At 44.7% G+C, this 13,968-nt stretch carries 17 protein-coding genes; 2 read left to right on the forward strand and 15 right to left on the reverse strand.

Annotation, left to right across the window (positions count from 1 at the left end):
• Positions 1-23 precede the first annotated feature (23 nt).
• From prfB to hpf, 3 genes are all read right to left on the reverse strand, one after another.
• A protein-coding gene (gene prfB, locus HUG20_RS17710) for a peptide chain release factor 2 (protein WP_200085991.1) occupies positions 24-1,125 on the reverse strand; the annotation gives its coding sequence in 2 pieces (ribosomal slippage) (positions 24-1,052 and positions 1,054-1,125; 1,101 coding nt in all).
• A gap of 35 nt (positions 1,126-1,160) precedes the next feature.
• Positions 1,161-3,695, reverse strand: a complete 2,535-nt coding sequence (gene secA, locus HUG20_RS17715; RefSeq protein WP_200085992.1) for a preprotein translocase subunit SecA — start codon at positions 3,693-3,695, stop codon at positions 1,161-1,163.
• A gap of 215 nt (positions 3,696-3,910) precedes the next feature.
• Positions 3,911-4,477, reverse strand: coding sequence for a ribosome hibernation-promoting factor, HPF/YfiA family (gene hpf, locus HUG20_RS17720; RefSeq protein ID WP_200090579.1), 567 nt, complete (start codon positions 4,475-4,477; stop codon positions 3,911-3,913).
• 596 nt (positions 4,478-5,073) lie between these two features.
• On the opposite strand from hpf, the gene HUG20_RS17725 reads away from it, so the two are divergent.
• A complete protein-coding gene (locus HUG20_RS17725) occupies positions 5,074-5,964 on the forward strand; it encodes a DUF6612 family protein (RefSeq protein WP_200085993.1) in 891 nt (296 codons plus the stop codon).
• A gap of 41 nt (positions 5,965-6,005) precedes the next feature.
• Here HUG20_RS17725 and HUG20_RS17730 read toward each other — a convergent pair whose 3' ends face one another.
• From HUG20_RS17730 to HUG20_RS17760, 7 genes are all read right to left on the reverse strand, one after another.
• Complete coding sequence (locus HUG20_RS17730; RefSeq protein ID WP_200085994.1) at positions 6,006-6,380, reverse strand: DUF8042 domain-containing protein; 375 nt, start codon at positions 6,378-6,380, stop codon at positions 6,006-6,008.
• A gap of 146 nt (positions 6,381-6,526) precedes the next feature.
• Entirely contained in the window at positions 6,527-6,772 is a 246-nt protein-coding gene (locus tag HUG20_RS17735; protein WP_200085995.1) for a hypothetical protein, read from the reverse strand.
• Positions 6,773-6,857: 85 nt separating this feature from the next.
• Positions 6,858-7,214, reverse strand: a complete 357-nt coding sequence (gene fliT / locus HUG20_RS17740) for a flagellar protein FliT (RefSeq protein WP_200085996.1) — start codon at positions 7,212-7,214, stop codon at positions 6,858-6,860.
• Entirely contained in the window at positions 7,214-7,627 is a 414-nt protein-coding gene (gene fliS / locus HUG20_RS17745) for a flagellar export chaperone FliS (RefSeq protein WP_246476461.1), read from the reverse strand. The genes fliT and fliS overlap by 1 nt, the downstream gene beginning before the upstream one ends.
• 11 nt (positions 7,628-7,638) lie before the next feature.
• Positions 7,639-9,414, reverse strand: a complete 1,776-nt coding sequence (gene fliD / locus HUG20_RS17750) for a flagellar filament capping protein FliD (protein WP_200086005.1) — start codon at positions 9,412-9,414, stop codon at positions 7,639-7,641.
• 41 nt (positions 9,415-9,455) lie between these two features.
• Complete coding sequence (locus HUG20_RS17755) at positions 9,456-9,794, reverse strand: flagellar protein FlaG (RefSeq protein ID WP_200086007.1); 339 nt, start codon at positions 9,792-9,794, stop codon at positions 9,456-9,458.
• A gap of 88 nt (positions 9,795-9,882) precedes the next feature.
• On the reverse strand, positions 9,883-10,227 hold the full coding sequence (locus tag HUG20_RS17760) for a DUF8042 domain-containing protein (RefSeq protein ID WP_200086009.1): 345 nt from the start codon (positions 10,225-10,227) through the stop codon (positions 9,883-9,885).
• 209 nt (positions 10,228-10,436) lie between these two features.
• Here HUG20_RS17760 and HUG20_RS17765 point away from each other — a divergent pair, with 209 nt between their 5' ends.
• Entirely contained in the window at positions 10,437-10,892 is a 456-nt protein-coding gene (locus tag HUG20_RS17765) for a competence protein ComK (protein WP_200086011.1), read from the forward strand.
• A gap of 117 nt (positions 10,893-11,009) precedes the next feature.
• On the opposite strand, the gene HUG20_RS17770 is transcribed toward HUG20_RS17765, so the two are convergent.
• The 5 genes from HUG20_RS17770 to flgL form a co-directional block, all read right to left on the reverse strand.
• On the reverse strand, positions 11,010-11,741 hold the full coding sequence (locus tag HUG20_RS17770; protein ID WP_200086013.1) for a response regulator transcription factor: 732 nt from the start codon (positions 11,739-11,741) through the stop codon (positions 11,010-11,012).
• A 199-nt stretch (positions 11,742-11,940) separates the two neighbouring features.
• Entirely contained in the window at positions 11,941-12,162 is a 222-nt protein-coding gene (gene csrA, locus HUG20_RS17775; protein ID WP_200086015.1) for a carbon storage regulator CsrA, read from the reverse strand.
• Positions 12,163-12,219: 57 nt separating this feature from the next.
• Positions 12,220-12,414, reverse strand: a complete 195-nt coding sequence (locus tag HUG20_RS17780) for a hypothetical protein (protein ID WP_200086017.1) — start codon at positions 12,412-12,414, stop codon at positions 12,220-12,222.
• Between the two features lie 82 nt (positions 12,415-12,496).
• Complete coding sequence (fliW, locus tag HUG20_RS17785) at positions 12,497-12,958, reverse strand: flagellar assembly protein FliW (protein ID WP_200086019.1); 462 nt, start codon at positions 12,956-12,958, stop codon at positions 12,497-12,499.
• A 117-nt stretch (positions 12,959-13,075) separates the two neighbouring features.
• Entirely contained in the window at positions 13,076-13,963 is an 888-nt protein-coding gene (gene flgL, locus HUG20_RS17790; RefSeq protein ID WP_200086021.1) for a flagellar hook-associated protein FlgL, read from the reverse strand.
• Positions 13,964-13,968 lie beyond the last annotated feature (5 nt).

Raw genomic sequence — 13,968 nt, forward strand, 5'->3', positions numbered from 1 at the left:
CATATGAGGGATGCCTGGCATCCTTACTTTATTCTTGAGCGTAAGTATGCGTCAATAAAGACATCGATCGCGCCATCCATGACAGCCTCCGTATTCCCGACTTCATAATTGGTACGGTGATCCTTCACCATATTATAAGGGTGGAAAACATAAGATCGAATCTGGCTCCCCCACCCGATTTCACTTTGCTCACCGCGCATTTCGTCCAATTCTTGTTGTTGCCGTTCAAGCTCCTGTTGATAAAGGCGGGCTTTAAGCATCTTCATCGCATGTTCCCGATTTTTAATTTGTGAACGCTCATTTTGGCATTGCACAACCGTGTTTGTTGGAATATGCGTGATTCTTACGGCAGAATCCGTCGTGTTTACGTGCTGGCCGCCGGCACCGCTTGCACGGTACGTGTCAATTTTCAAGTCTTCGGCAGCCACTTCAATATTAACATCTTCATCCATCTCCGGCATCACTTCACAGGAAGCAAAAGACGTGTGGCGCCGGCCCGAGGAATCAAAAGGGGAAATGCGTACCAAACGATGAACTCCTTTTTCCGCTTTCAAATGGCCAAAGGCATCCTGCCCTTTGATCAGCAACGTGACACTTTTCAAACCTGCTTCGTCTCCCGGCAAATAGTCAAGCGTCTCCACTTTGAATTTACGTTTTTCAGCCCAACGAGTATACATGCGAAGAAGCATCTGTGCCCAATCCTGGGATTCCGTCCCGCCGGCCCCGGGGTGTATTTCAAGGATCGCATCTTTTGCATCATGGGGATCTGACAACAGCATTTTCAGCTCAAATTGATTGATTCCCTCTGAAAGCGATCGAATGCCTTGTTCCAGATCCGCTCGCAACTCATCATTTTCCTCTTCTTGTAACAGTTCCCGGGTCACTTTTAAATTTTCCAGTTCTTCTTCCAACGCACGAAACGTATGAGCGGTTTCTTTTAATGAATTGGTCTCGCCAATCACTTCTCTGGAGGCGTCCGGATTGTCCCAAAAACCGGGAACCGTCATTTCTTCTTCCAGTTCTTTGATCCTGCTTTCTTTCGCTTCCAGGTCAAAGAGACCCCCTAAATTCCGCGAGACGATTCGCCATTGTCGTTAATTCCGTTTTTATTTCGGCACTATCCATTCTCTCACCCTCTTTTCCATGATAAGCGTGTGCTTTTAAGCATTCTGCACCCCACAGCAATGTTTGTACTTTTTCCCGCTTCCGCACGGGCACGGTTCATTTCTTCCAACTTGTTTTGCTTTGCGTATCGGTTGTTTTTTCTTCTTCTCTTGCTCTTTTTTATTGTTTCCGTGCACAGCTTTGGACTTACTCTCGTCTGCGACTGCTTCCCGTTGCATGTTATTTGTCAAACGCGCTTTTATCACATAGCGGGAAACTTCTTCTTCAATACTGGCGATCATGTCTTCAAACATGTTGTATCCTTCGAAACGATAATCCCGAAGCGGGTTGCTTTGTCCATATGCCCGCAGGTGAATACCTTGGCGAAGCTGGTCCATTTGGTCAATATGATTCATCCATTTGCGGTCAACGGCCCGCAGCATAATGACCTTCTCAAACTCACGCATTTTTTCTTCGCCAATCTCTGCTTCTTTCGCTTTATAATTTGCTTCGGCCTTTCCTTTGACGAGCTCCTGGATCTCATCCTGTTCCAAGCCGTACAAATCATTTTGCGTAATGTCGCCATTATAAAGAACCATCGCGTTCAGGTCTGAGACCAAGCCGGCCAAGTCCCAGTCTTCCGGAACTTCTTCTTCCGAAGTGAAACGTGCAACCGTTCGGTCTACGACATTGTTGATCATGCCTTGAACGATCGTTTCCAGGTTGTCCGATTCCAGTACTTCCATCCGTTGTTCATAGATGATATCCCGTTGTTCCCGCATGACATCATCATATTCAAGGATTTGTTTACGCGCATCAAAGTTATGCCCTTCCACGCGTTTTTGCGATTGCTCCACGGCACGGCTGACCATACGGCTTTCCAAGGGAGCGTCCTCTTCCATGCCCATTTTATTAAGCATGTTTTGCATGTTTTCCGAACCAAATCGGCGCATGAGCACATCTTCCATCGACAGGTAAAATTGCGAAACCCCCGGGTCACCCTGACGTCCGGAACGACCGCGTAGTTGATTATCGATTCGGCGGCTTTCATGCCTCTCCGTGCCGATGACAAAAAGACCGCCGAGTTCCGGAACGCCCGCTCCCAATTTAATATCCGTGCCGCGACCGGCCATATTGGTAGCGATGGTAACGGCATTTTTTTGACCGGCGTTTTTAATGATTTCCGCTTCATTGGCATGGTGTTTCGCATTTAAAACCTCATGGGGAACCTTTCGCTTCTTCAACAATTTTGATACATACTCAGACGTATCTACGCTTGCCGTGCCGACAAGGATCGGTTGCCCTCTTTGATGGATTTCTTTTATATCATCTGCAACAGCCTTGAATTTCGCATCCATCGTTTTATAAATGAGGTCGGCCTTGTCCTCTCTGATAATCGATTCGTTTGTCGGAATGGAGACCACATTCATATTGTAAATATTTTGGAACTCCTCTTCCTCCGTTTTGGCCGTCCCGGTCATGCCGGCAAGTTTTTGGTACATTCGAAAGTAATTTTGAAACGTGATCGAAGCCAGTGTCATGCTTTCTTTTTTGATCGGAAGTTGTTCCTTTGCTTCAATGGCCTGATGCAGGCCATCTCCATAGCGGCGCCCTTTCATGAGCCTTCCGGTAAACTGATCGACAATCACAACATCCCCGTCTTCCACGACGTAATCATCGTCGCGTTGCATGGCGCGGTGCCCCTTTAGTGACTGATTGATATTGTGGGTCAGTTGCACGTTTCCCTGATCATATAAGTTGTTCAGATTAAAGTAGTTTTCCGCTTTATTGACCCCTTCTTCCGTCAAACGGACATTTTTCGATTTCTCTTCGTACGTATAATCTTCCTCTTCTTTTAACAACCGTACGAATCCATCTGCTTGTACGTACATCTCCGTGGATTGCTCTACCGATCCAGAGATGATCAGCGGCGTTCGCGCTTCGTCAATGAGGATGGAATCCACTTCGTCGACGATGGCATAATGAAGCTTCCGTTGCACCATTTGCTCCTTATAAAGAACCATGTTGTCACGCAAATAATCAAAACCAAATTCATTGTTCGTTCCATACATGACATCGCAGGCATAGGCTTCGCGTTTTTCATCTTTGGACATGCCTTTCTCGTTTAGCCCTACCGTCAAGCCGAGAAAATGATATAGACGTCCCATGTCTTCACTGTCCCGACGCGCCAAATAGTCGTTCACGGTGACGATATGAACCCCAAGGCCCGTTAAAGCGTTTAAATACACCGGCATCGTCGCTACCAATGTTTTTCCTTCCCCGGTTTTCATTTCCGCCGTATCACCGTGATGGAGCACAATTGCCCCCAGCAATTGAACCGGATACGGAGTGAGCCCGAGCACACGAGTAGAGGCCTCACGCACGACAGCGAATGCTTCCGGAAGAAGACTTTCCAAGTCCTCCCCGCCATCGTATCGTGCCTTAAAATTTTCGGTTTTTGCAGCCAAATCAGTGTCCGACAGCAATTTCATCTCATCTGCATAACCTTCGATTTCATCGACGGTTTTTTGCATTTTCTTCGTTTTACGCTGGTCTGTATCACCAATGACCTTTTTTATTAAACCGATCATGTCAGTATCATCGTCCTCCCGCATCACGAATAATTTTTATCATTATTTGTGGCATGCGCCTTGATTTGTACACACTATATATTACATTTTATCAACTTGATCCCTTTGTTACAAATACCGAAGATCTTCAGATGTGGATAAAGGGCGATAAAGTACTTTAACGATAAAAAAGCCCCCTCTGCAATGATGGGGGCTCCCTTTATTATTTTCCGCTTTCAAGCCTCCGGTTCAATTAACCCGTAACGTCCGTCTTTTCTTCGGTAAACAACGTTTGTGTCTCCGCTCACTGCATTGGAAAAGACGAAGAACGAGTGGCCAAGCATATCCATTTGCAACACGGCCTCTTCCGCATCCATCGGCTTAAGGTTAAAACGTTTTGTGCGCACAAGTTGGAAGCCGGCATCGTCATCTTCTTCCGACCAACCATTCTCCAGTTGCGTAACGCCCATTTCATTTTTAAATACATCTTTCGTGCCGCTCTGTCTAAACTTACGGTTTACTTTTGTTTTATGTTTGCGGATTTGCCTTTCCAGTTTCTCAACGACAAGGTCTATAGCAGCGTACATATCCGAATGGTCCTCTTCGGCACGCAGAAGAAGGCGAGACATGGGAATTGTAACCTCAATGCTATGTTGTTGGTTATTTTGAACGTGCATTTTTACGTAAACATCGGCGACTGGAGGTGTATCAAAATACCTCTCCACCTTACCCACCTTTTTCTCCACATATTCCCGCAATGATGGTGTTACCTCCATGTTTTCCCCACGGACATTGTAATTCATCACCAAAACTCCTCCTTTCATGCTCTATACTTCTCTATTCCTTTTTTTATTCCTGCTAAAACGACAAAATATATTCCAATTGATACCTATTTGATCAAATGTTCCTTCGGTATACACTTATTTTTATGTTGTTGCCCTCCCCTTAGAAGCATCAATTCGTCTTATACATACCAAACCGCGGGATTTATGCTCTCAAAATTACTTTCCGCTACTTCCCACTTGGACATGCGCATTTTGCTTTCCAATTAAAAATGTGCAAAAAAACAAATGTACGTTAAATCAATGATTGCTGCGTTCCCAAGAGGAACACTCTTTCGTCGCCGAGCATTCCCGCTTGCCTCCTATGCGAAATTTGTCGAATTCATGCACATAAATAAACAATCGTTGTTTGGCAACGCATAATAAATATGATTCACTACTCTATACCGGATCACCGCCCTCCCTTTATTTTCCCCGCACAGCACTACGGAACATTCGCTTCCCTTTTCCCTATTTGTATACCCCCTTCCTCTCACAGCGGTGATTCTTTCTCTCATTTCCAAAGAAAGTATGATAAAATTCATGTACATATTTTTGGAGGAAAAGGCGATGATTACATGAAATGTAAGCTCGGCTTCTTGATACTGCTCATCATACCAATCCTTACCGCCTGCGATGATGATGGGAACTCTGAAGAAACGGATATTCCTGACGAAAATGGTGTAGAACAAAATACGGAAGAAGACAGCAATCCAACAGCACTCTTACAACAGTCTATCAAAACAATGAGCGACCTGGACAGCTTTTCGGTGACCATGACAACAGAGCAAGACGTAGCTTTTGATGAAGAAACGTCTCGCACCGAAAGTACGGCAGATACAATCGTAACCTATGCCCCTTTTGCCTATCATGAAGAAACAACTATCATTGAAAAAGACGAGGGTGAGGAAATGAGCATGGAAACGTATTTTACGGATGATGGCTTTTATTCCTATGAATCATTTCTGGACGAATGGGTGAAATTCCCCGAAGATATTGAAGGTGATATAAGGAAGTTGTCTGCCCAACAACAAGATCCGGAGCTGCTACTGGAAATGCTAATGACGCAAGTAGATGATGACAGTATGAATGCAGAAGACGAGCAAGATCATTATGTCATTACCGTACAGGGAGATACAGAAGGTTTGCAGGAAGTGAGCGCAGCGATCATTGATTCTCTTAATGGCGGCATGGATATGGTGCTTGAAGATATTCTATCCGTCGTCGATATAAATGATATTCATTATGAACTATTGATTGACAAAGAAACGCATGCTTTTCAAGAGTTTAATGCGCAAATAGATATGGACTTTGAGGTGGAAGAAGGGCAAAGGGTCGCCTCCCAACAAAAACTAACAGCATCCTATGGATCTTTCAACGAAATTGATGAGATCACCGTTCCCGAAGACGTGGAAAGTGCCGCAGAAGAGATCGATTTTCAAATGGATTTGGATGCTGAAGATGAGTAAGCATCATAACGCAGCGCCGGGAGAGAGGGACAATCATTGTATCAGCCTTCCGAAAGGATGGACGCTACAATCGTGCGCCAACGTTGAAATGCCGGGAGTGTCCTTTTCGTAACGTGCCCAACCTTTTCAACAGGCTCCGAAAAGGTTGGGACTTCCAACGTTTCATTGATTTGTTGTTGAAAAAGATCCCACTCATGCAAATGTTTTTCGTCCCGGCCAAAGACACTTTGCATGGTCATATTTTCTTCGCCGAATCGCTCAAAACCTGCCATCGTTTCCGCCAACAGACGATCCCCTTGTTCTTCATGGCCGTCGCGATAAAATTGGACAACCATCATCAAAGCATCAACGACCTGATCGATCCATTCCTCATATCGCCGCATAAAACGCTGTTGTTTTGCTGTCAGTGTCTCCACGCCTAATCGCCCCTTCAGAGGTTTATTAAGTGGGAGATTCCCTTACCGTCAAATTTTTAAACCTAAAATGTTGTGCTTATACTATGTGCCAGAAATCCTTCCTGTATAAAATAGCTAATTAGGGATTGCTGAACAACTTGCAGCTATCAGCTGAAGCCGGGATGTCGCTTCCATGGCTTCGCTTTCCGCGGACGAACGGTCAAGCCTCCTCGCGCAAAACCGGCGCTGCGGGGGCTTGACGCGTCCGTTTTTCCGCTGGAGTCTCGCCATTGCAGCACCGTCCCTCCGTACGTCGCCAGAAGTGCAAGGGTTTTTTGCTTATAGGATGGATTTCCTTGCATCCAGTTTTGACAACACCAACGGAAAATGCTTATGTGCCAGTCTTTTTCCATTATTCAGCAGCACCTAATTATTTGATAAAAAAGAACAAGGGGAGTAATGAACTTAGCGCCTCCTAACCCGAGGCCCTAAGTTCATTTAATTTTTCTTATCAAAATAGATTCCTTCTAAAGTTGGCGAAGAAAAAGCGTTGGTATACCGATTTTCTACATGTAAACGGGCGCGGGTTTGATTTAAATCCCGACCGATCTGCGCTTTGACCGCTCTTATTTTTTCTTCGATCGATGCATTCATTTCCACCATTTCCTTGGCGATAGGCGGTTCCACAGTAGATGGTGTCGATGTAAAAGAGGTCATCATTAGACCTCTCTTTTCCAACAAAAAAGCAATGATATCAAGATAATCCTCACGTGCCTCATCCTCAGACGGCAAAGGATCACGCAGATGATTGGCCAGTTGCTTCGTCACTTTATAAATTGCCCGCATCTCGCCCATTATCTATTAACACCTGATGCGTGCCTTTGTTTACGATCAATCTTTATAACTTCTTTCCACGTATCACGAAATTCAGTGATTATGGAAGCTGCTTCTTCCAATGCATTTGCATCATTATTAATATTTGCCCGTACGAGCGCATCAAGGGAAAAATCGTACAATTGCATCATGTGTTGGGTCGTTTCATTCTCTATCCGCAGCGTGACCATCAGTTCTCGTATGATCTTTTGCGCTTTCGTGATATTGATGTTTTTTGCTTCATAATCTTTTTTTTCCATGGCATTTGCGGAAAGCCGGATAAATTTCAAACATCCATTATAGAGCATTAACGTTAACTCTCCGGGAGAAGCTGTTTGAAAAGCATTTTGTTGATATTCGGCATGCGTTTGCGTACCCATTCCCCCATTATACATTCGTATCCCCCCTACATCATTTGATTACCGTCACCAAACATAAAGTTCATGAGCATTTGACTTTGGTTGTTCGCTTCGCTGATTGCCTGCTCCATAGCAGTGAATTGGCGCCAATACCGATTTTCGATCTGTTCCAAACGCCGATCAAAATTTTCAATCCGATCATCAAGCTGATTAATCTCACGCCCTAATGAGAATTGATGATTCTGATACCGCCCATTGGACCCCCCAGCTTCCCTGGAAATCGCTTCTTCCATCTCATTGATTGTCTCGCGCAAATTCCCGGCAATGCCATTCTCCGCACCGCTTTGCGAAAAGAAATTGGACGCTCCTTCCGGATCTTCTTCCACAGCGGAACGTAACACCCCTTCATCAATATCCAATCTGCCGCGCTCCAGATAATCATTCGAAGTCGTGATCCCCAAGTCACTTAAATGCCCGATATCGGATCCTTCCACATTGACCGTTTCATAAAGATTCTCACGCATTCGGCTCATGAAATTTCCCAGTTGGCGATCATGGCTTAATAAGCCGCTTTGCGCCTGTTCCTCCCAAAGTTCAATCTCGTGTTCCGTCATGTCTCGGCGTTGTTCATCCGTAAGCGGTGGGTAATCACGGTTTCGGCTTTCTCCAAGTTTCTCGTGAACCTCTGTCAGCAAAGCATTATATTCATCCACAAATTCCGTAATGTTTTCCACGATTGCATCTGTGTCCACCGATGATGACACGGTGACGGACTCGTCAAATTCATCATGCAAGGTGATCGTTAAATTATCCATAGCGAAGGTGTTGGAGCGACGCTCAGTTTCCAATCCGTTGATCGTAAAAGAAGCATTTTGCGCTCCTTGATCCGTGTTGTTGCCCAAGTTTAGAAACTCCGTAAAAAAACTGTCGTCATCAAATTCCATTTCTTCGCCGCCATTTGGATTAAAGATCCCCGTTTCCGTGCGGGAAACGGAAACTTGATCGGAATGGCTATCATAAAAAGCGTTAATGCCAATATCGCTGTTATTAAATTCATTCAGTACATTTTGCAGACTGTCTTCCTCGGTGATGAACCCTTCATGACGGAGTACCTCTCCGTCTTCTCCGTAGGTCTGGGCACCTGCGAACATAAACTGCCTTTCCGAATCATTATCTACATACTGAACTTCGACACGGGCGCTGTTCGCAACGGGTTCTGCAAACGTCAAGGTTTGGTCATCAGCATTTAATAACACTTCCCCATCACCGGGCTGTCCACTTCTTATAACTGTATGGGAAACACCATCCACATTTACAATCATAGGATGTTCATCATTCAGCCCTGTTTCTTCGGCAAATTCAAAAGTATCTGTTTCCCCTTCCCCTCGCAAAAGCTCAGTGTGAACCGTCCCGTTCTCCCAATTTAATCCCTCTACCTCCCCTAATGGCCGTGAAGGATCGAATGCCCCTTCCTCTTCGCTAATCGCCTCGGTACTCTGCGTCGTAGCCGCCATTGCCAATTGATTGACTTCAGAGACAGTATACTCTGAATTACCGGTGCCGGAAGAGGAGGTCACGGAAACGAGCGAATCGTTCGAAGATGTCCCCGTCCGCTGAAGAAAGCTGCTTGGCGTCAGAAGCCGGTCAAACACAGATTCTTCGAAGGCGCTAACCTTCGTGTTAAGTTCACGGTAAGCATCCACTTGCCAATTCGCAAATGTTTGTTCCTGAACATACCTGTCCTGCGGCATGCGTTCGGCACGCATTAGATCATCAACCATTTGGTCGATATCCATCCCGGAAGCCATCCCCGTTATTCTCATTTGCCATTCACATCCTCAGTAAAATATCAGGTCACAAAAAATTACCATTGTTCATCCACGATTATACCTGCTTGTTTTAAAATGGCCGCTGTCATGTCAAGCAGCTTTTCAGGTGGAATTTCTCGCAATATTTCCTCGGAAAAACGCTCGACCACATGCACATAAATACGATCCAAATCCTCGTGAATATTAAATCGTAACGACGTCGGCGTTCTTTCCAGAATGTCGTTGAATTCTTCAATGTAGCCCTCCATTTGCTCCTGCCCGATCCCATCGTTTTTTTTCTCCATCCTTTGTGCATGCTCATTCGCCAACGATAAAAACCGTTGCATAGGAAACGTGCTTCCACCTCCTGCGGAAGTGATTTGACTGGAATCCATGATCGCCCCTCCTGGTTTTCTGGATCAACACTAAAATCAATGGTGAAGTGCTGGGTTTCTTTGTTATTTTTCACTTGCATCCTTCCTGCTATTTCGGAAACAACCCTTCCTGAAACCGTTTTAAGGCCGGAATCAAATGGTATTCCAGCATCTCCATCGCCTTCTCGTACTGTTCAAATTCCACCGCCGTTTTTGCATCTTGAAGCTCGCGTTTTACCCGTGTGAGGCGTGCCTTTATATTCCCCTTTTGTCTATGTCCGTCTATGGTTAAAGCTGTAATCTCCAACTGTTCATAACTACCCATCATTTGTTCGAATAATTGCAACATCTGTTCCTTGCTGTTTTGCTCCATCTTACGCAAACTTTCTTCCATCTCGTTAATTAAGTGATCGCAAGTAAAAATGACTCTTTTAAACATGCCCCCATCATTCATTTGTTTTCATCCCCATTACCCTATTTTCAGTTCTTTTATGATCGTTCACCAGTGGTCTTACTATTCTTATCGGCGATAAGTGCCAAACGTTTAGATCCCTTCCATTATATTTATAATTCTCATAATAAGAATTTTGAAATATTATCTTTTAATTAGGTCATTTATCCATTATAATAGAACCAAATATAAATTATAGGGTGATAAGACCTATGGAGAAATCAATGAAGGCGATGTACCGGGTTAGCGCCAAAACAATGGCAATCTTGCCGGCTACACAAGGTTCGATCATTTATGAGCGAGGACAAACGGTTGTGTATTGCCGTGAGCGACCGTTACACATCATTCGACGATCATGTTTGGATGGGGGAGCATCGTTGGAAGGAAGGTTAGATGCCGTGCGGCATAAAACAAAGCTGGCGAGGAAGCTCCCCATACCGGTTAATGTGGAAGAAAATTGGTTTGCGTTTCCAACATCAGGATTACGCGATCATGATTGTTGCTGGGTATTCTACCATCACATTGATACTGTTGTAGCTTCCCATGGAGGATTATGCAATATTTTTTTCCATGACCAACAAATGATTTCCGTAAGGAAAAGTCTGTACACGCTACATAGACAAATGCAACGGACAGGCTGGGTAATGTCATTGTTTCTATTCCGATAACGCATCGGGGTCCATGGGCGATGCTCCAACATTGTTAAATGGAATCCGAACCAAATAATCGTCCGGACTCCATTTATCAATTTTAACAATGGCTCACAGGAATCAGTGCGCAGTGCGCTAACTGTAACGTAGCCACCCCAGTTCTATGACTCGTTTTACCGTATGGGTGCGATCATTGGCATCCATTTTTTTCGTTATTTGACTGACATGATTATTAACTGTGGACACCGATAAATAATCGTCTTCGGCAATTTTTCGGTTGCTTTTTCCTTTTAACAGAGCATCAAGTACCCGACATTCCGAAGCGGTAAGCTTTTCCGATGCCTGTGCATTATCCAAGTAAAGAACCCCTTCATCATGACCGGCAATCGCGGATGGATCATGGTCTTCTTTACCGGAATTGCTCCGTCGCACAGCTTGTAACAAATCGTTCTGCAACAATGGATCCACATACGTTTTATACAATCGTGCCACAGAAAAATGTTGGATCATTTGCCGAAATGATTGGTTGATCGAAAACAAGATCATAACTTCTGAATCCATCGTTCTCTCCATCAAACCCGGAGAATGGGGAGGAATAATCGCGCACAGACGGTATGCGTTCGCTAAAGCATGCAACACCCCGCTTTCCAACAATCGAAAACTCTCTTCCGCTGATAAAACAATCACCTTTTCTTGACTTAGCGGCTTCTTCTTCGGCAAACGTCTGTGAAATTCTGCAGAATATCCATTCTCCTGTAAGGCCGTTAGTAAATAATCATCATTTTTTTGGCCACTAAGCTGCAACCATAAATACGAGCATAGTGACGTGGGATTTTCTCCCAAATGATGTTGAGTTCTCCTCAGCATCAAGAGTTTCCTCCTCTATATGTACATGTTAAATAAACGCTTGTTTAAATATCGTAATTTTCGCATGCATAAATTGGATTTCCTTTCCATCTGCAAATCGTAGCAATGATTTCCCTAAGCAACAAGGGACGATAATCATCGTTGAATACTGTGAAAATTTAGGAAAAATGATCTTAACGCTGAGAAAAAAGACCTGCATTTATTCATTAAGCGATAGCGACGATGGGATTTTCGCCGAAGAAATGACAGCAACTTTATTTTCTTCCTGGATAGAATCATAGATTTCTTTCCGGTGAATGTCCACATGTTTCGGTGCGTCTATGCCTAATTTCACTTGATCTCCTTCAATACTGACAATTTTCACTTCAATTCCATCGCCGATTTGAATCGATTCGTCATGTTTGCGAGTTAATATGAGCATGCTGGGGAGACGACTCCTTTCTTTGGTAGGTAGGGATTGCTGAACAACTTGCAGCTATCAGCTGAAGCCGGGATGTCGCTTCCATGGCTTCGCTTTCCGCGGACGAACGGTCAAGCCTCCTCGCGCAAAACCGGCGCTTCCGGGTCTTGACGCGTCCGTTTTTCCGCTGGAGGCTCGCCATTGCAGCACCATCCCTCCGTACGTTGCCAGACGTGCAAGGGTTTTTTGCTTATAGGATGGATTTCCTTGCATCCAACTTTGACAACAGCAACGGAAAATGCTTATGTGCCAGTCTTTTTCCGTTATTCAGCAGTCCCTACCTCCATAAGTGCAACTAAGGCTTTCGCCATAAAGCTTGGTGAAAACCCAAGTTTTCTAACAAGAGTGGGAATTGCCGAGAGTATTCGCTATCTTGCAAGATATATTGCTTGCCCTTTTTTGAATCCACATTTAAAACAAGAGGCGCCGCCATATTCGCCGTCGAAGTCTCAAAAGGGTCTTTTATCGTGAGGATCGTCCATAAGGAAGCCTGTTTTGTATTCGTTAACTGCAAGGGCTCGGTCACGGACGAAGGCAACTCTATTTGGTAATCCGGGAAAACAGAAAAGATTTCACAAACGAGAAAGGCCAATTCCACCGTATGAACCGATTGCAATACGTGAAACGGACCTCTATAAGGCTGTAAGATCCAACGTGTTTCATTTTCAAAGGCCGGTAATCCATTTGGAAAATCAATCACCTCTGATTCAGAGACCTCAATTTCTCCGCTATACGTCGTTGAGATTCTCAATCTCATCCTTCCTTTCTCTTCGCGCAATTGCCATCATATATTTTACCATGTTTTCGACAAAAAAAAGAAGCAAACCAACGAGGTTTGCCGGTACGGACTGATAAATCAAACATGAAACGAATATTACCTTAGGAAATCCATCAAACTTGGTTGGATAATGCGTGCACCTGCCGACAATGCAGCTTGGTGCAAACTTTCTTGAGTGACGAGATCCATAATAACCTCGGCGACATCCGCATCTTCATTATCGGACATGATCCGTGTGGCAATCTCGTTCTGGTCCCCTAAGCGATCCTCGATCATTTCAACCCTGTTTACCCGTGCACCGAGTTTCGCTTCAACGCGCAATACTTCATCCAAATGCCCGTCAATGGTTTCTAAAAAAGCGTCGAATGTTTCGTCGGACGTGTCAGGGTCTTCAAGTTTGCTTTCAAGCGTTTGTAGATCAGTGAACATCTCCTCATGGAACACTTGATCAGCAGATACGTTAATCGGAACTTCAACGCCATCCATCAATTCGAGTGTGACCTCACCCGCGTCCGTGTCTGGATTCGGGAAAATTCCTTCCGCAAGATCCACAGGTGGATTTGCCGTATCTGTTCCATTAAAAATATATTTGTTGTTTACTTGCGTGTTCGCCAAATCTTCGATATGGCTGATGAGCTGGCCAACTTCTTCAGCCATCGCCTGCCGCTGGGTTTCATCATACGTATCATTGGAAGCTTGTACAATAATTTCCCGCATTTGTTGCATCGCCTGATTTACTGTATCAAGAGAACTGTCAGCACTTTCCATCCATGTTTTTGCTTCCGAAACATTTCGCTCGTATTGCTCAATCCCACGCAATTCTGTGCGATGACGCATGCTGCTCGTGGCCACCACCGGGTCTTGGGACGGGCGATTAATCTTTTTTCCGGTGGAAAGCTGCTCCTGTAAATTTGCGAGTTTCCCATTGTTCTTTTGTATATTCGTGAGCGTTTGGCTGGAAACCATCGACTGCGTGACCCGCATGCGTT

This window comes from Salicibibacter cibi, assembly GCF_016495865.1.
Classification (GTDB): Bacteria; Bacillota; Bacilli; order Bacillales; family Marinococcaceae; genus Salicibibacter; species Salicibibacter cibi.